Annotated in this window: 19 protein-coding genes; 12 read left to right on the top strand and 7 right to left on the bottom strand. The window is 38.1% G+C overall.

What is annotated here, in order from left to right:
* The first annotated feature begins 32 nt into the window (after window positions 1-32).
* The 4 genes from ACFSQP_RS12750 to ACFSQP_RS12735 all read left to right on the top strand — a co-directional run bounded on the left by ACFSQP_RS12750 (window position 33) and on the right by ACFSQP_RS12735 (window position 6,400).
* Window positions 33-2,213, top strand: coding sequence for a S9 family peptidase (locus ACFSQP_RS12750; RefSeq protein WP_376895119.1), 2,181 nt, complete (start codon window positions 33-35; stop codon window positions 2,211-2,213).
* A 71-nt stretch (window positions 2,214-2,284) separates the two neighbouring features.
* Window positions 2,285-3,874, top strand: coding sequence for a peptide MFS transporter (locus tag ACFSQP_RS12745; protein WP_376895117.1), 1,590 nt, complete (start codon window positions 2,285-2,287; stop codon window positions 3,872-3,874).
* A 103-nt stretch (window positions 3,875-3,977) separates the two neighbouring features.
* Complete coding sequence (locus ACFSQP_RS12740; protein ID WP_376895115.1) at window positions 3,978-5,765, top strand: peptide MFS transporter; 1,788 nt, start codon at window positions 3,978-3,980, stop codon at window positions 5,763-5,765.
* Between the two features lie 86 nt (window positions 5,766-5,851).
* On the top strand, window positions 5,852-6,400 hold the full coding sequence (locus tag ACFSQP_RS12735; RefSeq protein WP_376895113.1) for a thioredoxin family protein: 549 nt from the start codon (window positions 5,852-5,854) through the stop codon (window positions 6,398-6,400).
* A 1-nt stretch (window position 6,401) separates the two neighbouring features.
* Here the strand turns inward: ACFSQP_RS12735 and ACFSQP_RS12730 are convergent, their stop codons facing one another.
* Together ACFSQP_RS12730 and ACFSQP_RS12725 are read right to left on the bottom strand one after the other, a co-directional pair.
* Window positions 6,402-8,405, bottom strand: coding sequence for a ComEC/Rec2 family competence protein (locus ACFSQP_RS12730; RefSeq protein WP_376895111.1), 2,004 nt, complete (start codon window positions 8,403-8,405; stop codon window positions 6,402-6,404).
* Window positions 8,406-8,470: 65 nt separating this feature from the next.
* Window positions 8,471-8,989, bottom strand: coding sequence for a C40 family peptidase (locus ACFSQP_RS12725; protein ID WP_376895109.1), 519 nt, complete (start codon window positions 8,987-8,989; stop codon window positions 8,471-8,473).
* 106 nt (window positions 8,990-9,095) lie between these two features.
* Here ACFSQP_RS12725 and ACFSQP_RS12720 point away from each other — a divergent pair, with 106 nt between their 5' ends.
* Entirely contained in the window at window positions 9,096-10,238 is a 1,143-nt protein-coding gene (locus ACFSQP_RS12720; RefSeq protein WP_376895107.1) for a DNA cytosine methyltransferase, read from the top strand.
* Between the two features lie 6 nt (window positions 10,239-10,244).
* On the opposite strand, the gene lpxB is transcribed toward ACFSQP_RS12720, so the two are convergent.
* The 3 genes from lpxB to surE are packed head-to-tail and all read right to left on the bottom strand — an operon-like array spanning window position 10,245 to window position 12,415.
* Window positions 10,245-11,360 carry a lipid-A-disaccharide synthase gene (gene lpxB, locus ACFSQP_RS12715; RefSeq protein WP_376895105.1) on the bottom strand — a complete coding sequence of 372 codons (1,116 nt, stop codon included), beginning with the start codon at window positions 11,358-11,360 and terminating at the stop codon, window positions 10,245-10,247.
* A 1-nt stretch (window position 11,361) separates the two neighbouring features.
* A complete protein-coding gene (locus ACFSQP_RS12710; RefSeq protein ID WP_376895103.1) occupies window positions 11,362-11,646 on the bottom strand; it encodes a hypothetical protein in 285 nt (94 codons plus the stop codon).
* Window positions 11,639-12,415 (bottom strand): 5'/3'-nucleotidase SurE, encoded by a 777-nt coding sequence (gene surE / locus ACFSQP_RS12705; protein ID WP_376895101.1) that lies wholly within the window; start codon window positions 12,413-12,415, stop codon window positions 11,639-11,641. Before surE ends, ACFSQP_RS12710 begins: the two co-directional genes overlap by 8 nt.
* Before the next feature lie 153 nt (window positions 12,416-12,568).
* Between surE and ACFSQP_RS12700 the strand changes: the two genes are divergently transcribed.
* Entirely contained in the window at window positions 12,569-14,725 is a 2,157-nt protein-coding gene (locus ACFSQP_RS12700; RefSeq protein WP_376895099.1) for a carboxy terminal-processing peptidase, read from the top strand.
* An 8-nt stretch (window positions 14,726-14,733) separates the two neighbouring features.
* A complete protein-coding gene (locus tag ACFSQP_RS12695) occupies window positions 14,734-15,822 on the top strand; it encodes an ABC transporter permease (protein WP_376895097.1) in 1,089 nt (362 codons plus the stop codon).
* 49 nt (window positions 15,823-15,871) lie between these two features.
* On the opposite strand, the gene yihA is transcribed toward ACFSQP_RS12695, so the two are convergent.
* Window positions 15,872-16,486 (bottom strand): ribosome biogenesis GTP-binding protein YihA/YsxC, encoded by a 615-nt coding sequence (gene yihA / locus ACFSQP_RS12690; RefSeq protein ID WP_376895095.1) that lies wholly within the window; start codon window positions 16,484-16,486, stop codon window positions 15,872-15,874.
* 38 nt (window positions 16,487-16,524) lie between these two features.
* Entirely contained in the window at window positions 16,525-17,289 is a 765-nt protein-coding gene (locus ACFSQP_RS12685; RefSeq protein ID WP_376895093.1) for an alpha/beta fold hydrolase, read from the bottom strand.
* A gap of 294 nt (window positions 17,290-17,583) precedes the next feature.
* On the opposite strand from ACFSQP_RS12685, the gene mraZ reads away from it, so the two are divergent.
* From mraZ to ACFSQP_RS12660, 5 genes are read left to right on the top strand one after another with little or no spacing between them, the layout of a single operon-like run.
* Window positions 17,584-18,054 carry a division/cell wall cluster transcriptional repressor MraZ gene (gene mraZ, locus ACFSQP_RS12680; RefSeq protein ID WP_376895091.1) on the top strand — a complete coding sequence of 157 codons (471 nt, stop codon included), beginning with the start codon at window positions 17,584-17,586 and terminating at the stop codon, window positions 18,052-18,054.
* Entirely contained in the window at window positions 18,041-18,937 is an 897-nt protein-coding gene (rsmH, locus tag ACFSQP_RS12675; RefSeq protein WP_376895089.1) for a 16S rRNA (cytosine(1402)-N(4))-methyltransferase RsmH, read from the top strand. Before mraZ ends, rsmH begins: the two co-directional genes overlap by 14 nt.
* A 42-nt stretch (window positions 18,938-18,979) precedes the next feature.
* Window positions 18,980-19,297 carry an FtsL-like putative cell division protein gene (locus ACFSQP_RS12670; protein ID WP_376895087.1) on the top strand — a complete coding sequence of 106 codons (318 nt, stop codon included), beginning with the start codon at window positions 18,980-18,982 and terminating at the stop codon, window positions 19,295-19,297.
* A 60-nt stretch (window positions 19,298-19,357) separates the two neighbouring features.
* Entirely contained in the window at window positions 19,358-21,310 is a 1,953-nt protein-coding gene (locus tag ACFSQP_RS12665; protein WP_376895145.1) for a penicillin-binding protein, read from the top strand.
* On the top strand, window positions 21,307-22,770 hold the full coding sequence (locus ACFSQP_RS12660; RefSeq protein WP_376895085.1) for a UDP-N-acetylmuramoyl-L-alanyl-D-glutamate--2,6-diaminopimelate ligase: 1,464 nt from the start codon (window positions 21,307-21,309) through the stop codon (window positions 22,768-22,770). Before ACFSQP_RS12665 ends, ACFSQP_RS12660 begins: the two co-directional genes overlap by 4 nt.
* The last annotated feature ends 1 nt before the right edge of the window (window position 22,771 follow it).

Below are 22,771 nucleotides of genomic sequence, written 5' to 3'. Positions count from 1 at the left end.
TTGACATCATTTTATGCCAAAATTTATTTTTAATGACATACACAAAACAACTTCTGTTAGTTTGCTTTATATCAGGGCTTTTTGCAACAGCTCAAAATAAAAAGTTTTCTCTTGAAGCTATTTGGTCCGGAAATTTTAGAACAGAACGTTTGGATGCCTTGCATTCCATGAACAACGGAAAACAATATTCCGTATTAAATTTTGACAGGGCGTCGGGTACAACTCAAATAGATGTTTACGACTACAAAACATCAAATAAAAACAAAACATTAGTAAATGCTGCCAATTTGGAAGGTTTAGATCGCTTTTCCGATTATACTTTTAGTGCAGATGAAACACAAATACTTTTAGCTACGGAAGTAACGCCTATTTTTAGACGTTCTACATTGGGCAAATATTACGTGTATAATTTGAATACCAACGTACTGGAATTAGTGGCTGTTGAAAAAATTCAAGAACCTACTTTTTCTCCTGATGGAACCAAAATAGCTTATGGTTATCAAAATAACCTTTTTGTAAAAGATTTACAAACAGGTGTTACCCAACAAATTACTTTCGATGGTGAAAAAAATAAAATAATAAATGGTATTACAGACTGGGTTTATGAGGAAGAATTTGCCTTTGTAAGAGCTTTTGAATGGAATGCGGCTAGCAACAAAATAGCATTTATTCGTTTTGATGAAACGGAAGTGCCCGAGTTTTCTATGGATGTGTATGGTACGGATTTGTACCAAACCCAACATGTATTTAAATATCCAAAAGCGGGGGAGGCCAATGCAAAAGTGTCTTTACATATTTACGATGTGGCGGCTAATACCACGCAAGATGTAGAATTTAACTACGCGGATAGCGATTTGTACATACCAAGGCTTACATGGACTAACAATCCAGATTTGTTAAGCGCACAGGTAATGAAGAGACACCAAAATGAATTGGATTTGTGGCTTGTAAACGCGGCATCCAACCAGTCTCAAATTATTTTAAAGGAGCGCGATTCTGCCTACATTGATGTGACAGATAATTTAACATTCTTAAAAGACAATAGTTTTATTTGGACAAGTGAAAAAGATGGTTTTAATCACATTTATCACTACAGCAAAGAAGGTGAATTAATTAGTCAGGTTACCAAAGGAAATTGGGAAGTAACCAATTACTATGGGTTTGATGACAAACACAACACTATATTTTATCAGTCTACAGAAAATGGCTCTATTAATCGGGATGTATATGCCATAAAACTTAATGGTCGTAATAAAACACGTTTAACTACTGATACGGGTACAAATAGTGCTGCCTTTAGTGCCGATTTTACGTACTTTATAAACACTTATTCCAGTGTGTCCACACCACCAGTGTATACCTTACATTACGCTAAAAATGGAAAAGAAATAAAACGCATAAAAGATAACGCCAAATTACAAGAAAAGTTGGCGGATTATCAAATGGCAGAGAAACAGTTTTCAACCATACACGTTAATGGTAACGATTTAAATATGTGGATGGTAAAACCACCAAACTTCGATGCAACAAAAACCTATCCTTTGTTTATGTATCAGTATTCCGGACCTGGTTCTCAAAGCGTTGCAAATTCTTGGCATGCTGCTAACGATTATTGGTACCAGCTATTAGCACAAAAAGGATATATTGTGGTGTGTATTGATGGGCGTGGTACCGGCTATAAAGGAGCCGACTTTAAAAAAGTAACACAAAATGAATTGGGTAAATACGAAGTAGCAGATCAAATAGAAGCCGCTAGAAAACTTGGAGCACAAGCTTATATTGATGCCGCCCGAATAGGCATTTGGGGTTGGAGTTATGGCGGTTTTATGAGTAGTAACGCCTTACTGAAGGGTAATGATGTTTTTAAAATGGCTATTGCTGTAGCACCGGTTACAAGCTGGCGCTTTTACGATACTATTTATACCGAGCGCTACATGACAACGCCACAAGAAAACCCAAGTGGTTACGACGATAATTCGCCTATTAATCACGTAGACAAACTGAAAGGCGACTACCTTTTAATACATGGCACCGGAGATGATAACGTGCATGTACAAAACACAATGCGCATGGTAGAAGCTTTAGTTCAGGCCAACAAGCAGTTTGAGTGGATGATTTATCCGGATAAAAATCATGGTATTTACGGCGGAAATACCAGATTACATTTATATACTAAAATGACCAATTTTATTGATAGAACATTGGGGAATTAAAGAGCGTTTTAGGACAGCTTAAAGCAATTAAAAATTTACACTAACACTAACACTAACTAATATTACTTATTATGGAATATAAATTTGGAGGATCTATTGAGAATCAAAAAACAGTTCTGGGCCATCCTTCTGGATTGTTTGTATTGTTTTTTACAGAAATGTGGGAGCGTTTTTCTTATTATGGTATGCGCGCCTTATTGGTTCTTTTCTTGGTATCCTCACTTATAGATGGTGGTTGGGAATGGTCTCGAGCAGATGCCCTAGTGCTATATGGTTGGTATACCGGTCTTGTTTTTCTAACACCTATAATAGGTGGTTTTATTGCTGATAAATTTATGGGCTACCGGCGTGCAGTCGTGCTGGGTGCCTTTATCATGACGCTAGGTCATGCGTCCATGGCTCTAGAGGGTATTACACCCATTTTCTTTTATCTAGGTTTGTCCTTTTTAATTGTTGGAAACGGCTTTTTTAAACCAAATATTTCGTCCATGGTAGGACAGTTGTACAAAAACCAAGGCAAAGAAAAGGATTCTGGATACACCATTTTCTATATGGGTATTAATGCCGGTGCTTTTTTAGGCATTTTATTGTGCGGCTACATTGGCGAAAATGTAGGCTGGCATTATGGCTTTGGTCTAGCAGGTATTTTTATGCTTTTAGGCATGTTACAATTCTTTTTCACACAAAAAATATTTGGAAGTATTGGGTTATCGCCTAAACAATCTGCAGATTTTGATGATGTTATTGAGGATGGGGTTGAGAAAATTGGCGACGATATAGAAGATGCTATTGAAGAAGCAGAAAATTCCAAAGTTGTAAGAGACCGCATGGTGGTTATTGGTGTGTTTTCATTGTTTGTCATCTTTTTCTGGTGGGCTTTCGAGCAGGCCGGTGGTTCCATGACGGTGTTTGCAGCCGACTATACAGACAGAGGTCTAGAGGGCAGTGCCGCTCTAACTTTTAAGGTTGTTAATGCCATAATAACCGTGGTGCCAATGTTAGTTATAACGTGGGTTTTAATTTTATTATTTAAACAAACCTTTCAAAATTACGCCTTGGCAAATATTCTGTTAGGTTTCAGTTTTATAATTATTTGGGGTATTGTAATCTGGATGCTAAATAGAGAGTTCCAATCGGATGCTACCGAAGTACCAGCTTCGTGGTTTTCGGTGTTAAACTCGTTGTTTATTATTCTATTTGCGCCCTTATTTTCTAAACTTTGGGAAAGTAAATTAAATCCGTCTGGGCCTATTAAATTTGCCATTGGCTTGCTATTAGTTGGTTTAGGTTTTGGGGTGTTAGCGTATGGTGCCGCAGGTATTCCAGATGGCGCGAAAACAGCATCGGTTAGCCTATTATTTTTGGTAGCGGCTTACTTTTTACACACGCTGGGCGAATTGTGCGTATCGCCAGTTGGCTTGTCGTATGTAAGTAAATTAGCACCTGTAAAGTTTGTAAGCCTTATGTTTGGTATTTGGTTTACAGCTAATTTCTTTGCTAATTTGCTAGGCGGTTTTACGGGAAGTTTCATCGATCCTATTTCTGAAAAATACGGCTTGTCCACTTTCTTTTTAATATTTACCGTTATACCAATCGCTGCAGCTGTTATTATGATGTTACTAAACCCTATGCTTAAAAAGAAAATGCATGGCGTGGAGTAGTGCCGGGCGTTAGGCCTAAAATGTGCACATTGAGGGCTTTAAACACCAGTCATATAAACACCTACGTTATTAATATGCTTTTTATATACTAATAAATTATACTATGAACACAGACATTGAAAATCTATTTAAGGACACGGTTCTTGGCCACCCGGTAGGACTCTTTATTTTATTTTTTACTGAAATGTGGGAACGTTTTTCATTTTATGGCATGCGTATCCTGCTTATTCTTTTCTTAACAGCGCCGATGATGAGCGATAATCCAGGTTGGGATTGGCCGCGAGAACATGCATTAGCTTTAATAGGTACCTATGCGTCGCTATTATATTTAACACCAATTATTGGGGGCTGGATTGCCGATAAGTTTACAGGATACCGTATGGCCGTAGTTATTGGTTGTGTTATCATGACGCTTGGACATGCTGCCATGGCTTTCGAAACCACCGGTTCATTTTACCTAGGTCTGGCTTTGTTAGTAGTGGGAACTGGTTTTTTTAAGCCTAATATTACTTCTATTATCTCGGAAATGTACAAAACCAGAGAGTCCAAAAAGGATGGTGCTTATACCATATTTTATATGGGTGTTAATGCTGGTGCATTTTTTGGAATGATGCTTTGTGGGTATTTAGCAGAAAACTACGGTTGGCATTGGGGCTTTGGTTTAGCCGGAATTTTTATGCTACTTGGTATGCTGCAATTTTTATTTGCTCATAAAATATTTGGCGATGTAGGTGCAGCACCAACCAAAAAGGTTGATGTCGTGTTTCATGAAGGCGAGGATACATCGGACCCAGAAGTTGTAAAAGAAGAGGTTGAGGCCGCTTCTAAATTAAATCCATTTACTACCCTGGACAAAGCCTTAATTGTTCTGTCATCTGTGGGTGGTTTGCTGTATTTATTTAACGATCCACTTGAAAAAATTGGCGGAACATCTATGTTGCCTTTCGAGATTATGGGCTTAACCGGTTCTAACTTTATTGTACTAACGGCATTAATTTTGTTTTTGGTTCTGTTAATTAGTCGTATTTCACGCTACATCCCAATTGTTCGCGATAGGTTAGTAGCCGTATCCATTTTTGCCTTATTTACGGTTTTCTTTTTTGCGTTTTTTGAGCAGTCTTTGGGCTCCATGACCTTATTTGCAAGCGATTATACAAACCGAGAACTTGTAGGGGGTGCAGCTACGGTCTTTAAAATTATTGATGGTCTTTTAACCACCATTCCGCTTATTATTATTACCTACGTTATTATTCTAATCTTTAAGAAAACCTTTACTAAAATTGGTTTGTCCAATGTGATGTTGGCTATTGCTTTTATTGGTGTTTGGGGGTTGGTAATTTATAGAATTTACGACAAGTCATTTTCTGAAGAATTACGTGTAGATGCTACTTGGTTTGGGATATTAAATTCCTTTTTCATTATTACTTTGGCACCGCTGTTTTCAAAGTGGTGGGAGAGTAAATACAATCCGAGTGCTGCTATGAAATACGCCATTGGTTTAATATTATTAGGCTTTGGTTTTGCTATTTTAGCTTATGGCGCATCCGATATTCCATCAGGAGCAAAAACAGCCTCTGTAAGTATGATTTTCTTAATACTAGCGTATTTATTTCACACCATGGGCGAGCTTTGTTTATCGCCGCTTGGTTTGTCCTACTTAAGTAAATTAGTGCCTGCCCGAATGATTGGTTTTATGTTTGGGGTTTGGTATTTGGCTATTGCTGTTGGGCAAAAAGTAGCAAATACTATGGGTGGTATGATTGATAAAATTTCTGAACAATACTCACTCGGTGTATTCTTCTTAATTTTTGCCATTGTACCTGTTGCTGTCGGTTTAGTTTCAGTGGTATTAAATCCATTATTAAAACGTTTAATGCACGGTGTGCGATAAGCTATAAAATTGTTAAAATTTATTTTAAACACGCCTTTTTGGCGTGTTTTTTGTAAGTTCGATAGTATAATTTCAATATAAATAACATGAAAAAAATAATACATACCCTGGTTTTGTTTGTGGCTGTTTCGGCAATTGGTTTTGCGCAACAAATAAACTGGGTTACCTTGGAAGAGGCGGTAGCACTTCAGAAAAAAAATCCAAAAAAAATTATGATGGATATGTACACTAATTGGTGTGGTCCTTGTAAAATGTTGGATAAAAATACCTTTCAGAATAAAGATGTGGCAGACTACGTAAATAAATATTTTTATGCCGTGAAATTTAATGCAGAAGGAAATGAAACAGTGAATTTTAAAGGGAAAACCTACACAAATCCTGGGTACGATCCAGCAAAGGCCAACAGGCGTAATTCAGCGCACGAACTGGCACGTTATTTTAGTGTACGTGCGTATCCTACCATTGTGTATTTGGATGAAAATGCCGATTTACTGGCGCCTGTTGCAGGTTATAAAACGCCACAGCAAATAGAATTGTATCTAAAAATATTCAAAAACAACGAACATACCAAGTTTAAAACGCAACAGGACTTTCAAGCTTACGCCCAGTCTTTTAAACCGGAGTTTAAAAATTAACTCACGGCCATGTTGCTGTAAAAGCGCCTTTTTCGCCTGTGTAGTGGAAAAGGCGCTTTTTCTTTTTGCAAGTTTCTGCCCATTTGACCACAACTGTTTTGTAGTTGCTTCCGTCTGCAATAAGTAATTTAGGTTGCAACGAATCCAGCATTCGGTTTAAATTAATTTTTGGCGATTGCCGCAATAAAACATAATCAGGTTTAAACGATAAGCCTTTATATATTCCTAAACTATCAATTACTAACAGCTTTTTGTTGTAAAAGGTGTAAACGTTTTTAATACTATCCATGGCTACAGTTTTAATAAAATTACCCACCCTGTAGTCTTTAATGGGGTACTGGCTGCTCTGGTTTTTTATAGGGCCTAAATCGTGGAATACCTTTAAATTCTGGCCATCTCTAAATCCTATCAAACTATGTCTGGTTTTATGGAAAATAACAAGTTCCTTTTTTGATTGCTGCAAAAAAGTATTGCCTATATATACAATTTGAAATCCAAATATGGCAAGTACGGCTATTTGCAACCTAAAAAAGGATTTCTTCAAGACATATTGTACTGCCAAAATAAAGACTATATACAAGCTAATTACCATAATAAGATTAAATGACAGGGCCTTAAAAACAAACGTTTCTTGTTGTGCCACCCAGCCAAAAAACGAATTCATCCAGCTTATAATTTGTCCAAAAAAATCGGATAAAAAACTTTTTGGAGCGCCTAATAAAGCCAATAAAAATATAAAAAGGCCGTAGCCTAGTATAAAACCAAGCGCTGGAATAATAAAAAGGTTGGTAAGTAAAAACAATCCGGGAAATTGGTTAAAATAAAAAATGCTTAATGGAAATATACCTATTTGCGCGGCCAATGACACGGCTATTAAAGCCCATATTTTATTTAAGAAACGGTATTTGGTTTTCAAAGGATTGTAAATTAAGGGATACACAGCAACAATACCCAATACCGCTAAATAGCTTAACTGAAATCCAATTTCAAAAAGCATTAAAGGGTTTATTATTAAAATTAAAAATGCCGAAATAGCCAAGGTGTTGTAAATATTATTAGGTCTGTTTAAATACATGCCTATGGTTAATACACTAAACATGGTTACGGCACGTAAAATGGAAGGCGATAATCCCGCTATAATGGCATAACTCCAAAGTATCATTAATATCAATATCGGCACTAAATACTTACCGTTTTTTAGGTGTAACAGGGGTGTAAAAAGCCATTTTAACAAAAAGAGTATAATGCCAATGTGTAAGCCCGAAATGGCTAAAATATGAATGGCTCCAGCATTCACATAGTTGGTGTATAAACTGGTGGTAATTTGCTGCCTTTGTCCTAAAAATAAAGCGTTTATTACAGCTAGTTCGGAAGGTTTAAATTGATAAGCTTGTAGCGCTTGGTTTAACTTGCTTCTTACATTGTGCGCTAAACCAAAAACACTTTCCGTAGCCTTTTCATGCTTGTAAATTTGCTTGTGCTGGCTGTATAATTGTGCGTATACTTGGTGTCGCTCTAAATACCGTTTGTAATTAAATTGATATGGATTTAGTGGAGGTTGTAGTGCTTGAATAGAGCCGTAAATATGCAATTTGTCATCTACGGATAGTTTGGGTACACTATCTTGTTTTGCAATATTTAAAAGCACGGTGCCAAAAACCGGCGTTTGGTCTATTCGTTTTATTTTGGCTAGGTAACGGTTATTAAAGGCGTTTGGTTTAAGAAGCTCTGTAATTTGGAGTTCATGCAAACGTAAGTTATTAGTTGTCGTATCGGAAATATGCGTGAAATGAGATTTGTAATTGGTGTGTTGGTGTACAGCAACACTAACATAACCTAGACTTAAAATACTGGTATAAGTTGCCATTGCAAACCACAGGTTTCTGTTGTATTTAAGACTATTTAAGAAAAATAAAGCAGTTAAAACAAGTACAGAAATACACGCAAGCAACATGGCAGTAAATAAAGACGTTTGTACCAAATCGCCTGTTAAAATGCCAAGCATGAAACAACATACAAGTCTAACTATTGGAAAATCAACTAATTTCACAATAGTAAGATACAAAAAAATTACAGGATACGTCTGGCTTGAACAAATGCAAAATACCAATAGCGTTCAGATAATTCAGACAACATAACCCCTTTGCTAGTTGAAGCGTGAATGAATTCTACAAAACCAGGGCGGGATTGGGTAACAATTCCGACATGATTAACTTTTCGACTATTTTTTTTGGTTGCAAAAAATAATAAATCACCTTTTTTTACGGCTTTAACATCTACCCAATTACCAGTTACAGCCAATTCGGAGGTTGTTCTAGGCAGCAGCACGCCTTCTTTTTTAAATGAAGTAACAATAAGCCCAGAGCAATCCATCCCTTTTTTAGAACTTCCTCCGTATTTATATTTTACGCCATTAAAAGTCTTGGCGTAATTTATAACCGATTCAGCAGTAGGGTTGTAAGTAGCGTTAGTAGCACCGATGGCCTTGGTGGATGTCGGACTCTTTTTAGAACGGTAAGCCGTATTTTTACTGGATTTACAGGCTGAAAAACAGATGAAACAGATTAAAATAAGTACGATTTTTTGCATAAATCGAAAATACATAAATTTAAATTAATAGTAAAATACGAAGTAAAAACATCATTGGTCATTACATCAAAAACCTGTACTTTTAAAGCAGCATTATAAAATTTTTATGACTCTAATCGATTTATTTTCGGGTTGCGGCGGTTTGGCTTTAGGTTTTAAATGGGCTGGCTACAAAACGTTACTCGCTAGCGATGTGGACCACAACTGCGAGAAAACCTATACCTATAATTTTCCAAATGTCCCTTTTATAACCTCCGATTTGAGGGCGCTTACAACTGCGCAAATTCAAGAAAACCTAAAGGAGCCTGCAGATGTAGTAGTGGGTGGTCCACCGTGCCAAGGTTTTTCTTTGGCCAATAAAAATAGAAACAAAACAAAATCCGATCCGCGAAACGAGTTGTTTTACGAGTTTGTTCGTGTGGTAACCGATATCCAACCAAAGGCTTTTGTAATGGAAAATGTACGCGGCTTATTATCTATGCAAAAGGGAGCTGTTATAAAGCTGATGAAAACAGAGTTCGAAAACGCTGGCATAGGGTATGAGGTGGCCTATAAAGTATTGTTGGCTTCAGATTATGGAGTGCCGCAAACTAGGCAGCGTGTTATAATGATTGGGATTCGTAAAGATTTAAACACAGTACCTGTTTTTCCAAAAAAAACCTATACACAACCTGTAACAGTTTGGCAAGCCATATCCGATTTACCACAAATAGAGGCGGCTCAAGGTACCGAAAACATGGTTTACCCATATGCTTCAAAAAATGCCTACCAAAGTTTTATGAGACAGGACAGCCGTATAGTTTGCAACCATGTAGCCATGCGCCATACACAACGCGTTATTAGTAGGTTCAAGGTTATTAAAGCGGGGCAATCTTTAGCGCATGTTACGCCAGAACATGCCGCGGTTAAGCGCGGAAATCCTAAAGAGAAATCGAAAATTGTGTTTTCGCAAAATAACCAGCGTTTGCATGCAGAAAAACCAGCTCCCACAATTGCTGCTTCATTTCAAAGTAATTTTATTCACCCGTATTTACACCGAAATTTTACAGCTAGGGAAGGGGCGCGTTTGCAGTCTTTTCCAGACACCTTTGTGTTTCAGGGTATGCGTACTAAAATGAGTTGGGAAAAGGGCTTGAGTCAGTATCAGCAAATTGGCAATGCGGTACCACCACTGTTAAGCTATGCCATTGCTAAAACACTTCGAGAAACGCTTCTGGGTACAAAACAATTACATAACACCTTGTTTTAGCATGCTTTAGGAGTTAAGGGCCTTGTAAATTAGTTTGGCAGTTTTGGCACTTGCACCCGTACCCCCTAATTTTTTCTCTAATTCATTATAGGCTTCTAACATCTGTACGCGGTTGTTGTTATTTAAAATGGCGTCTAGTTCGGTTTTCAGGTTTTCAGCAGTAAAATCGTCCTGTATTAACTCCGTAACCACGGCTTTATCCATAACCAAATTCACTAACGAAATAAAATTAATATGCGTAATTAAACGTTTTCCTATTTGGTAGGATAGCCAACTGCCTTTATAGCAAACTACTTGCGGTACTTTAAATAAAGCTGCTTCTAGTGTTGCAGTACCAGAAGTAACCAAAGCGGCGGTTGCAACACTTAAAATATCGTAGGTTTTATTGGAAATGAAATGAATGTTAGCTGCTTTTATAAAAGATTGGTAAAAACTAAAATCCTGACTAGGCGCACCGGCAATTACAAACTGGTAATTGGGGTATTTCGGGACTAAAGTTAGCATAACGGATAACATTTTAGCAATTTCCTGTTTTCTGCTACCGGGCAATAAAGCAATAATGGGTTTGTTTTGCAAACCGTATTTGTTTTTAAATTCGGAAGCCTTTATGGCGTGTCTGTTTGAAATAGCGTCAATGAGCGGATGTCCAACAAAATGAACCGGATACTGGTGTGCCTCGTAAAATGTTTTTACAAAAGGCAAAATAACGTACATGGCGTCTATATCGCGTTTTATAGCTTTTACACGTCCCGCTCTGGAAGCCCAAACCTGTGGCGAAATGTAATAGTGCGTTTTAAAACCGGCTTGTTTAGCCCATTTTGCAATGCGTAAATTAAATCCGGAATTATCTATAAAAATGATAACATCGGGTTGGTATTGTTTTATGTCGTTTTTACAGCGTTTAAAATCTTTTCTTATGGTATTTAAATTCAAAATTACTTCAGCAAAGCCCATAAAGCTTCGCTCTTTGTAATGCTTTACTAGAGTACCACCAACGGCCTGCATTAAATCGCCTCCCCAAAATTGAAATTCAGCCTGGGGATCTTCATTTTTTAAAGCCTTCATTAAGTTGGAGCCATGCAAATCGCCGGAAGCTTCGCCTGCAATTAAGTAGTATTTCATATTACAAATATTTAATAATAAATGTAGCTATGGCAATAACCACAGTAGCCAGCAACACCCCTCTGGCGCGATAGTCTTGTTTCTTCCTTATAAAAATAAAAAAAGCTAATAAATTTAAAATGGCGCCTAAACTAACCAGTTTTCCTAAAAAGCCTTGTGCAGAGGCATTACGAAGCGCTGTTTCAAAATCGTCGTGCGAGCCCAATAAAATGGTGGCTAGTATTAAACCAAGTGTATTGGCCAATAAGCCTACCAAAAACCCGATTAGTATTTCTTTTTTAATCATTAAAATTCCATGTGTTTAATTGTTGCACATAATGGTGTGCCGTCAGGTCAAATTGTACTGGTACAACCGATACAAATCCGTTGGCCAAAGCCCACTCGTCCGTGTCTGTTCCTTTGTCTAAATTAACAAATTTTCCCGTTAGCCAGTAGTAATCTTTCCCTTGTGGTGTTTGGCGTTTATCAAATTCCTCTTGCCAATTCGCTTTGGCTTGGCGGCATATTTTTATGCCTTTTATGTCGGCTTCTTTTATATTGGGAATATTCACGTTCAACACCATATCGTTTGGTAAGGTATTGTTTAAAACTTCCTGCGTAATACGTTTTGCAATTTTTTTTGCTGCCGTAAAATCAGCGTTGTAATTATAATCTAATAAGGAAAATCCTATTGCAGGAATTCCTTCAATACCTGCCTCAAGCGCCGCACTCATGGTACCCGAGTAAATAACGTTTATGGAGGAGTTGGAACCGTGATTTATTCCAGAAACACATAAATCTGGCCGGCGATCCAGTATTTCATTAACAGCCAGTTTTACACAGTCGGCGGGCGTGCCCGAGCAGCTGTATTCAATACGGCCAGAATCGTCAATGGTTACTTGTTCTAAATGGAGTGTCGAGTTTATGGTTATGGCATGTCCCATAGCACTTTGCGGACTGTCTGGTGCAACCACTACAATATCGCCTAAATCTTTTACCGCCTCAATTAATGCCCGCACACCTGGTGCCGCAATACCGTCGTCGTTAGTAACTAAAATGAGTGGTCTTTTTGTCATGGTACTTATTTGTTTTACAATCGCAAAAATACATAAAATAGGCCGCAATGCTTTAATTTATCCTGTTTAACAAAAAATTAATAGCAAGGCACTATATTGGCATGGTTTTTTCGTTAATTTAGTGAAAAATAACCTATGCTTTTTTTGAGACTTATGAAAAGGAATTATAATATGTTGATTTTGTTGCTGTTATTAGCTTTTGCTTCTTGCAGCTTCACCTCTAAAACGTTTGAAGACCCCGATAAAGATAAATTACTGGTGCAAGTAGTAACCTATGTTTTGGAGCGCGGGCATTTTGATCCAAAAACGATGGACGATGCTTTTTCGGAGGCCGTTTATACCGAATACCTAGACCAAATAGACCCACTAAAACAATATTTTTACAAATCGGATATTGAAGAGTTTGAAAAGTTTAAAACCCAGCTAGACGATCAGTTAAGAGTATCGGATATTTCTTTTTTTAATCTTACTTACGAGCGCCTCATGACACGTATTTCGGAGGCAAAAGAAATTTATAAAGCCATACTAAACGAGCCTTTCGATTACAGTAAAAACGAAAATTACAATGCCGATTACGATAGTATTGATTTTGTAAAAAATAAACGCGCTTTAACCGACAGGTGGCGCCAGCGTTTAAAATACACCAACCTTGCCAATTACGACGATTTAATAGAAGAGCAAGAAAATTTGGAAGAATTAAATGCACAAGCCGATTCGCTACAAACGGAGCCTATTGCCAAAAAAACAATGAAAGAGGTAGAGGAAGCGGCACGTAAGGAAACATTAAAAACCATTAACGTTTATTACAACGATTATATAGATGATATGGACCGAGACGATTGGTTTGTACTTTATCTAAATGCGGTGGCCCAGCAATTTGATCCACATACTACCTATTTTGCACCACAGGACAAAGAGGCTTTTAACCAAGATATGGCTGGTAAGTTGGAAGGCATAGGTGCCCGTTTGCAAAAGCGCGATAACAACACAAAAATTTTAGAACTTATTTCTGGTGGTCCAGCTTGGCGCGGAAAAGAACTTGAGGTTGGCGATATTATTGTGAAAGTACGTCAGGAAGACGAAAAAGAAGCGGTAACCATTACCGGAATGCGCATAGACGACGCTATTAAACTTATAAAGGGGCCTAAAGGAACCAATGTTTATTTAACGGTTAAAAAAGTGGACGGTAGTACTAAAATTATTAAAATAACACGCGATGTGGTGGAAATTGAAGAAACACACGCTAAATCTGCTTTTGTAGACAAGGACGGTAAGCGGTTTGGCATTATTAATCTGCCTAAATTTTATGCCGATTTTGAGGATTACGAAAAATTAAACGCCGCCTCCGATGTGAAACGCGAAATAATCCGCCTGAAAGAGCTAGGAATGGAAGGTCTGGTATTAGATTTACGTAATAATGGAGGAGGCTCCTTACAAACCGTGGTGGAAATGGCTGGATTTTTTATAAAATCGGGGCCAGTGGTGCAAGTGCGCTCTACCGAAGCCCCTAAAGAAATTTTAAACGATACCGATAAGTCTATTGTCTGGGACGGACCCCTAGTTATTTTGGTAAACGAATTCTCTGCCTCGGCCTCCGAAATTCTGGCGGCAGCAATGCAGGACTATAAGCGAGCCATTATTATAGGAAGCAAACAAACCTACGGTAAAGGTACTGTACAGTCCTTTTACGATTTAAACCGGATGGTAAAAAACAATAAGGAAGGCGATTTAGGAGCCTTGAAAGTTACCAGACAAAAATACTACCGTATTAACGGCGGTTCGGTGCAACTGGAAGGTGTTAAAAGTGATGTAATTGTACCAGACAGATTTAGCTATATTGATATTGGCGAAAAAGATCAGAAAAATCCATTAAGTTGGGATGAAATTGATGCAGCCGATTATGAAGTTTGGGATGGCTATTTCGATTATGATACAACAATTGAAATGAGTAAAAGTCGCATGCAAAACAATCCGCAACTACAGCTCATTTCCGAAAATGCGAAATGGGTTCGCGAGCGCATGGACGAAAAGGTCTATCCTTTAAATTACGCCGACTATAAAATGCGTTTGGAGACAAATGAAAAACAGTCTAAAACCTTCGATAAAATTGCCGAATACAAAACCAATTTAACCTATAAGTCCTTGCCTTACGAAGCCCGCTTATTTGAAACCGATACGGTTTTAAAAGATAAGCGCGAGCGCTGGCACGAAAGTTTAAGCAAAGATGTTTATGTAGAAGAAGCTTTGCATGTACTTAAAGATTTAAAGGCATCTCATGCCGTTAAAAAACTAGCCAACGTAAAAGAGTAAGCTACTACATGCATTCTAGTAATTCAAGCTCATTAAGTAAATTAGCGCTCCAGAAATTTAAAAAAGATTTCTGGGGCGTTTTTAGTTTGGGCTTCATCATTTTGGTTGGTTTGGTAGCGGTGTTTGCCTACGTTATAGCACCCGATAATTCGGAGTATGCCAACCAAATGCACGTGTCTATACATTCGCAAAAACCAGGATTTAAGGTAAATATGTTGGTGCTGCCACAGGAAACTGCCAATAAGCAATCGGTGTTATCTGCTATGTTTTTTGGTAACAAGGTCCCTGCTACCCAAATACCTATTAGTCAGTATCACATACAGGATTCCATTTTACATTATACAGAGTACGCCACCGATGGCTTGCAAGGTTTAACAAAATCCATACCGTTAAACGGCCTGTCTGAAACCAATATTATTCAGTCTAAAACGTTCTTGTTTGGAACGGATAAATATGGCCGCGATTTGTTAAGTAGAATTTTGGTGGGCGCCAGAATTTCTTTTTTTATTGGATTCATTGCTGTGTTTATATCCTTGGTTTTGGGCATCTTTATGGGTAGTGTTGCTGGGTATTTTGGTGGGCGTACAGATGCTTTAATAATGTGGTTTATTAACGTTTCTTGGTCTATACCTACGTTGTTGCTAGTTATTGCAATTACCTTGGCCCTGGGAAAAGGCTTTTGGCAGGTGTTTATTGCTGTAGGCCTAACTATGTGGGTAGAGGTGGCGCGTGTGGTGCGTGGCCAGGTTTTGAGCGTAAAAAAAATGCAATATGTTACGGCTGCTCGCGCCTTGGGGTTTACAGATTTTCGGATTATATCCAGACATATTTTGCCCAACATTATGGCGCCAGTTATTGTTATTTCGGCAGCTAATTTTGCAGCGGCTATACTTATTGAAAGCGGTCTGAGCTTTTTGGGTATTGGCGCACAGCCACCAATGGCTAGTTGGGGCGCTATGATAAAAGATCATTACAATTATATTATTTTAGGAAAACCCTATTTAGCCCTTATCCCGGGTATTTGTATTATGAGTTTGGTAATGGCTTTTATGCTTGTGGGTAATGCGCTGCGCGATGCCCTAGATGTTAAAACCTAATGTGTAAAACTGGTTTTGTACCGACCTACAAATGTAAAAATCCAAATATTTATTTGGTTTTATCGGTATTCATTTGGTCGTTTATTTGCTGAATGTAATTTAGTAAATGGTCTTTTCCTATGTGCTTTGAAGAAGAGGTAACAAAATAATTAGGCATTTCTTCCCATGTTTGAAGCATTATGGCGGTATAGTCTGCTATATGTTTTTCAATGGCCTTGGGTTTTAGTTTATCTGCTTTTGTAAAAATAATGGAAAATGGAATGCCATTTTCGCCCATCCAAGCCATAAACTCTAAATCTATACTTTGTGGTTCATGCCTAATATCTACTAGCACAAAAGCTGAAACTAATTGTTCCCGCTGCCTAAAATAATCGGTTATAAACTTTTGAAATGTTTTTTTAGAACTTTTAGAAACCCGAGCATAACCATACCCCGGCAAATCTACTAAATACCAATTGGCGTTTATTAAAAAATGATTAATTAACTGCGTTTTACCCGGGCGTCCAGATGTTTTTGCTAAACTTTTTCTGTTGGTTAGCATGTTTATTAACGAGGACTTGCCTACGTTGCTGCGCCCAATAAAAGCATATTCCGGTAGCGGGTTTTTAGGGCATTTAGCAACATCAGAATTACTCATTACAAATTCTGCCGATTTAATTTCCATAACTAGTTCGCGTAATTAGTGTTAGTAGTGGTTTTTTGTTACAAGCCGCGTTTAGTTAACCAAGCACTTAAAATACTATTAAATGTTTCAGGGTGTTCCATCATGGCGGCATGACCACATTTGTCAATCCAAAACAGTTCAGAGTCGGGTAATAAGTCGTTAAACTCTTCTGCTACTTCTGGTGGTGTTACCGTATCGTTTTTGCCCCAAATTATACAGGTTGGTGTAAACATTTTGGGTAGGTCTTTAGCCATATTGTGCCTAATGGCGCTTTTGGCAATGGCCAAGGTTTTTATGAGTTTATTGCGGTCATTAACGGTTTCGTAAACCTCGTCTACAATAGCTTTGGTTGCTACTTCAGGATCGTAAAAAACATCTTGTGCTTTCTTTTTAATAACTTCATAATCACTTCGTTTTGGGTAGCTACCACCCATAGCGCTTTCATACAGTCCGGAGCTTCCTGTTATTACCAAAGCTTTTATTTTTTCTGGGTATAACTTGGTATGGTACAAGCCTATGTGGCCACCTAACGAGTTGCCTAGCAAAATAACTTGGTCTAATTCTTTATGGGTAATAAATTCGTGTAGGTATTTGGCAAAACTCTTTACGTTCGTTTTCAGTAACGACATGGTGTAAATTGGCAGTTCTGGAATAATTACGCGGTAGCCTCTTTTGCTAAAGTAGTCGGTTACCGAGTCGAAATTGCTTAAGCCGCCCATTAAGCCATGTAAAATAATGAGAGGTTTTCCTTCGCCTACTTCAATATAACTATAACTTTTTTCTTTTTTTAATCTATGAGCCATTAAGTTGTTGGTCTTTTCTTCAAACAAATATAGTTAAATCATTCAGAATAATCGGACTTTTATTAAAAGTGACAGACTGGAAAGTCATTTCGCTTGTTAATAACTTTAAAACTGCTATAACATACCGTGTTTAAACGCTTGATTGGTAGATTTTAAGCCAATTTTCTTTTCTATTCAGGAATTTTTAGGTAGGCGTTAAGGGAAAAATTATTAACAAAGTGGTAAAAAGTGGTAAAAGGTGGTAATATTTTCAATATATTTGAATTTGAAACCCAATAGCTAACTAAAATTGTTTTGAGCTCACTTATAGGAACATACGAATGTAAAGTAGACGCCAAAGGCCGCCTTATGTTACCTGTGGCGCTTAAAAAACAGTTAGCGCCTATGTTGCAAAACGGCTTTGTTTTAAAACGTTCCGTTTTTCAGCCGTGTTTGGAGTTGTACCCTATGTCCGAATGGGAAGCGCTTATGCAAAGCTTAAACGGCTTGAATAGGTTTAATAAAAAAAACAACGATTTTATTCGGCGGTTTACAGCAGGTGTCAAAATTATTGAAGTAGATGCTACAGGAAGGTTGTTAATACCGAAAGACTTGGTTGCTTTTGCAGCTATTTCTAAAGAAATTGTTATGTCTGGGGCTATTAATATTGTGGAGATCTGGGATAAAAATAAATATGAACAAGCTATTGACGATGCAACGGTGGATTTTGCAGATCTAGCCGAAGAAGTTATGGGACAAGACATAGGCTTTAATGGAATATCATAACCCTGTTTTATTGAAAGAAACCGTAGATGGTTTAAATATTAAGGAAGATGGCATTTATGTAGATGTCACTTTTGGTGGAGGTGGTCATAGCAAGGAAATTCTAAATCGGTTGGGTAGCAACGGGCGGTTGTTTGCTTTCGATCAGGATCCAGATGCTTTAGCTAATACCCTTCCAGATAATCGGTTTACTTTAATTCATGAAAATTTTGAATTCATGAAACGGTTTTTAAGGTTTTACGGGGTAAAAAAAGTAGATGGTATTTTGGCCGATTTTGGCGTGTCATCTCACCAATTTGATGTGGCGGAACGCGGCTTTTCTACACGATTTGAAGCAGATTTAGATATGCGGATGAATCAAAAAAGTACGCTCTCTGCATACCACGTAGTTAATGAGTACGCCGAAACTGAAATAAGCAAATTGCTTTGGCAGTATGGCGAGCTTCGGCAAGCAAAAGCCATGGCGCAGGCTATAGTAACTTATAGGGAGGAAGCGCTCATTATAACAACAGAACAGTTAAAAACAGCCTTAAAGCCGTTTTTACAGCACAGAAAGGAAAATAAAGTTTTGGCACAAATATACCAAGCTATTCGGATTGAGGTAAATCAGGAGATCGAGGTGTTAAAAAAGTTTTTAATCCAAGTGCCAGAGGTGTTGGTTGTTGGTGGCAGATTAAGTGTTATTTCCTATCATTCATTGGAAGATAGGTTGGTTAAACGCTTTATTAGAAATGGGCTTTTTGAAGGTGAGCCCGAGCGCGATATGTATGGTAATTTTGATGTGCCTCTTAAAAAAGTTGGGGGTTTAATTGTACCAAGCGCAGCCGAGATAAAACTGAACAATCGCGCGCGTAGTGCCAAATTACGCATCGCAAAAAAAATATAAACTTTAATAAAATTAAGTGGCTGTTGATATAAAAAAGCAAGCATGAAAAAAGGATTCCATAACATATTAAAAGGTGCGTTTTTAGTAAACGAGGATGCTCCAAAAAGTTGGCGAATGATTTTGTTTGTGTCTGTTTTGGCTATTGTAATGATTGCCAGTTCGCATAGTGCCGATAAAAAAGTGCATCATATAGCAAAACTTAATAACGAAGCAAAGGAATTGCGCTCTGCCTTTGTAGATGGTAGAACCCATTTAATGGAGCTGAAAAAAGAAACGGTGGTGGCTTTAAAAATGAAGCAAAAAGGATTGGCAATATCCGAAATACCACCAACCAAAATTAAAGTCAAATCTAAAAAGTAGTTCAACTTGGCAACAAACGAGAAGAACATATTAAACCGATTGTATTTTGTGGCAGGATGTATGTTCATCTTCGCACTGGCAGTCGTGTTTAAACTTTTAAGTATTCAGTTTGTACAAGGCGAAAAGTATCGCAGCATGGCCGAGGAACGAAATATAGACAACGTAGTTATTCCTGCCAATAGGGGCAACGTATATTCTGTAAACGGTAATTTACTTGCTACTTCTGTGCCAAAATACGATATCCGTATCGATGCCATTACGCCAACCGCTAGCCGTTTTGAAATGTATTTAAAGCCCTTGTGCGATTCGCTATCCAAATTTTTAGGAAAGCCCTCGGCTTACTACCAAAAGGAACTTCGGAAAGCACGAGCTAACCGAAATCGGTACTATTTATTAGCGCGAGATATTGGTTACAGCGATTATGTGCGCATGCGTAATTTTCCATTATTAAATTTAGGTGCATTTAAAGGCGGTCTCATAGTGGAGCAAACAACCAAGCGCGAACATCCGTTGGGTGGTATTGCGCAACGTTCTATTGGTTACGAGCGTTTTGATGAGGAGGGTAATGCAACACGTGCGGGCATTGATGGTGCTTTTGGTCAGAAGTACTTACGTGGAACGGATGGAAGGCGTTTAAAACAAAAAATAGGAAAAGGCCAGTGGAAACCAATTGTAGATTATAATCAAATAGAGCCTCGCGATGGTTACGATGTGTATACCACCTTAAGCGTAAATATGCAGGATATTGCGCACCATGCTTTGTTGCAGCAATTGGAATTTTACGATGCTGAACATGGTTCGGTGGTGGTTATGGAGGTTGCTACAGGAGAAATCCGTGCTATTTCTAATTTAGGCAAAACTAAAAGTGGTGGCTACTACGAAAAATTGAATTACGCCGTTGGCGAATCGCATGAGCCTGGTTCTACCTTTAAAGTGATGGCCCTCATGGCGGCCTTAGAAGATAAGGTTATCGATACCGCAACTATAATTGATACGAAAAAAGGACGTAAAGTATTTTACAATCGGGCTATAACAGATTCTAAACATGGCGGGTTTGGTAAGATTTCAGCGGCTCGGGTGTTGGAGGTGTCATCCAATATTGGTATTGCTAGTATTATTAACGATCACTATGCTAGCCAACCTACTAAATTTATTAACCGCCTTAAAAGTTGGTCTTTGCACGAGCCCTTGGGTTTACCAATTTTAGGCGAAGGAAAACCAGTTATTCCCGAGCCAGGTCATGACATATGGAGTAAAAACGCCTTGCCCTCTATGGCTTATGGATACAATATGGCTTTAACACCGCTTCAAACGCTTACGTTTTATAATGCGATTGCTAATAATGGTGTTATGGTAAAACCGCGATTTATTAAAGAGGTAAAAGAACTTGATAAGAACATCGAGTCTTTCGACAAGCATATAATTAACAGTAAAATAGCATCGGATAAAACGATTAAAGAGATTCAGGAAATTTTGAAAAATGTGGTGGTGCGTGGCACAGGAAGTTCCTTGTATTCACCTTACTTCTCTATGGCAGGTAAAACAGGAACAGCAAAATCGGAGTATTGGATGAAAGATTGGGAGGATAATCCGCGCTATGTGTCCTCGTTCGCTGGCTATTTTCCTGCCGATAACCCAAAATATTCCTGTATTGTAGTCATTCATAAACCACGTGTTCAGAAGGGTTATTACGGAGCCGATGTTTCTGGCCCTGTGTTTAAACGCATTGCCCAAAAAATATTTACCGATACACCTATTGTAGATGAGGTAGAAACCTTGGAGGTTCGCGACTTGGCGGTTGTTTCGGAATACGATTCTTACTATAAAACAGCGCAAACCTACTTAACCATTATGCCTAGTGTTATTGGTTTGCCTGTAATGGATGCGGTAGCACTGTTGGAAAATATGGGTTTACACGTAACATTTAAGGGCGTCGGAAAAGTGCAATTTCAATCGGTGCCTAAAGGCGAAAAAGTAAAAAGAAATCAAACGGTAACACTCATAACGTCATGATTATTTTAAAAGACATATTGTATAAAGTTCCGCTAATATCGGTTGCAGGTAGTACACACTTGGCTGTAAATGCGATTGCATTCGATTCTAGAAAGGTGGTTAAAAATGACGTATTTGTGGCTATTAAAGGTGCCTTAACCAATGGGCATGATTACATTCAAAGCGCCATAGACAATGGGTGTGTGGCAGTTGTGTGCGAAAACTTACCAGATATTATCTATAAAGATGTGGTGTATGTACAGGTGTCCAATGCTTCCAGTGCTTTAGCTATTATGGCTGCCAATTATTATGGCGAACCTTCGGCTAATTTAAAACTGGTGGGTGTTACCGGTACTAACGGTAAAACCACTGTAGCCAGTTTACTATTTCAACTTTTCCGGGATGCGGGTTATCAAGTGGGCTTGCTTTCTACCGTAAAAATTATGATTGGTAATACAACCTACCAGGCTACCCATACCACACCCGATTCGTTAACAATAAATGCCTATTTGAAAAAAATGAACGAGGCAGGCGTGGCATACTGTTTTATGGAAGTTAGTTCGCATGGTATTCATCAAAAACGAACCGAAGGCTTGCATTTTGCTGGTGGTATTTTTACCAACTTGTCTCACGATCATCTAGATTACCACCAAAACTTTGCAGCTTACCGCGATGTTAAAAAAGCCTTTTTTGATGGCTTACCTAAACAGGCTTTTGCTATTACAAATGCCGACGATAAAAATGGCATGGTTATGCTTCAAAACTGCAGCGCTAAAAAATATACCTATGCCCTGAAGTCTTATGCCGATTTTCAGGCACAAATTTTAGAAAATCAGCTTACCGGGTTGTTGTTAAAAATTAATGGAAACGAGGTGTGGACCCGTTTAATTGGTTCTTTTAATGCTTATAACATCTTGGCTATTTATGCAACAGCCAAATTATTAGGACTGGAAACGGTTGAGGTACTGCGCTTAATAAGCAATTTAAATACGGTATCGGGCCGGTTTCAATACCTAATATCCGATTCTAAAATAACAGCTATTGTAGATTATGCCCACACACCAGATGCTTTAAAAAATGTGTTGGAAACCATAAATAGTATTCGTACCAAAAATGAAGAGCTCATTACGGTGGTTGGTTGTGGTGGCGATCGGGATAAAACAAAACGCCCTAAAATGGGACACATTGCAGCGGCTTTAAGTACCAAAGTTATTATTACAAGCGATAACCCTAGAACCGAAAATCCAGAAAACATTATAAACGAGGTTATGGCTGGCGTAGCGCCTCAAGATTATAAAAAGGCCTTGGCTATAACCGACAGGAAACAAGCTATAAAAACGGCATGCCAATTGGCTAGGCCTAACGATATTATCCTTATTGCGGGTAAGGGCCATGAAACATATCAAGAAATTCAAGGACAGCGCCTTAATTTCGACGATTTTAAAACGGTGAAAGAAACTTTAAACGAATTAGATAAATAAG

The organism is Bizionia sediminis, from assembly GCF_042684585.1.
Classification (GTDB): Bacteria; Bacteroidota; Bacteroidia; order Flavobacteriales; family Flavobacteriaceae; genus Algorimicrobium; species Algorimicrobium sediminis.
This window is presented reverse-complemented; position numbering and strand designations above follow the sequence as displayed.

What these genes read in the sequence shown, in the direction of transcription:
- ACFSQP_RS12740 (WP_376895115.1), top strand. Translation starts at nt 3,978, where the DNA reads ATGAACACAGACATTGAAAATCTATTTAAGGACACGGTTCTTGGCCAC.
- ACFSQP_RS12670 (WP_376895087.1), top strand. Translation starts at nt 18,980, where the DNA reads ATGAAAAAAGGATTCCATAACATATTAAAAGGTGCGTTTTTAGTAAAC.
- ACFSQP_RS12735 (WP_376895113.1), top strand. Translation starts at nt 5,852, where the DNA reads ATGAAAAAAATAATACATACCCTGGTTTTGTTTGTGGCTGTTTCGGCA.
- lpxB (WP_376895105.1), bottom strand. Translation starts at nt 11,360, where the DNA reads ATGAAATACTACTTAATTGCAGGCGAAGCTTCCGGCGATTTGCATGGC.
- ACFSQP_RS12685 (WP_376895093.1), bottom strand. Translation starts at nt 17,289, where the DNA reads ATGGCTCATAGATTAAAAAAAGAAAAAAGTTATAGTTATATTGAAGTA.
- ACFSQP_RS12700 (WP_376895099.1), top strand. Translation starts at nt 12,569, where the DNA reads ATGAAAAGGAATTATAATATGTTGATTTTGTTGCTGTTATTAGCTTTT.
- surE (WP_376895101.1), bottom strand. Translation starts at nt 12,415, where the DNA reads ATGACAAAAAGACCACTCATTTTAGTTACTAACGACGACGGTATTGCG.
- ACFSQP_RS12745 (WP_376895117.1), top strand. Translation starts at nt 2,285, where the DNA reads ATGGAATATAAATTTGGAGGATCTATTGAGAATCAAAAAACAGTTCTG.
- ACFSQP_RS12730 (WP_376895111.1), bottom strand. Translation starts at nt 8,405, where the DNA reads ATGCTTGGCATTTTAACAGGCGATTTGGTACAAACGTCTTTATTTACT.
- ACFSQP_RS12695 (WP_376895097.1), top strand. Translation starts at nt 14,734, where the DNA reads ATGCATTCTAGTAATTCAAGCTCATTAAGTAAATTAGCGCTCCAGAAA.
- rsmH (WP_376895089.1), top strand. Translation starts at nt 18,041, where the DNA reads ATGGAATATCATAACCCTGTTTTATTGAAAGAAACCGTAGATGGTTTA.
- ACFSQP_RS12665 (WP_376895145.1), top strand. Translation starts at nt 19,358, where the DNA reads ATGTTCATCTTCGCACTGGCAGTCGTGTTTAAACTTTTAAGTATTCAG.
- ACFSQP_RS12710 (WP_376895103.1), bottom strand. Translation starts at nt 11,646, where the DNA reads ATGATTAAAAAAGAAATACTAATCGGGTTTTTGGTAGGCTTATTGGCC.
- ACFSQP_RS12750 (WP_376895119.1), top strand. Translation starts at nt 33, where the DNA reads ATGACATACACAAAACAACTTCTGTTAGTTTGCTTTATATCAGGGCTT.
- yihA (WP_376895095.1), bottom strand. Translation starts at nt 16,486, where the DNA reads ATGGAAATTAAATCGGCAGAATTTGTAATGAGTAATTCTGATGTTGCT.
- ACFSQP_RS12725 (WP_376895109.1), bottom strand. Translation starts at nt 8,989, where the DNA reads ATGCAAAAAATCGTACTTATTTTAATCTGTTTCATCTGTTTTTCAGCC.
- ACFSQP_RS12720 (WP_376895107.1), top strand. Translation starts at nt 9,096, where the DNA reads ATGACTCTAATCGATTTATTTTCGGGTTGCGGCGGTTTGGCTTTAGGT.
- ACFSQP_RS12660 (WP_376895085.1), top strand. Translation starts at nt 21,307, where the DNA reads ATGATTATTTTAAAAGACATATTGTATAAAGTTCCGCTAATATCGGTT.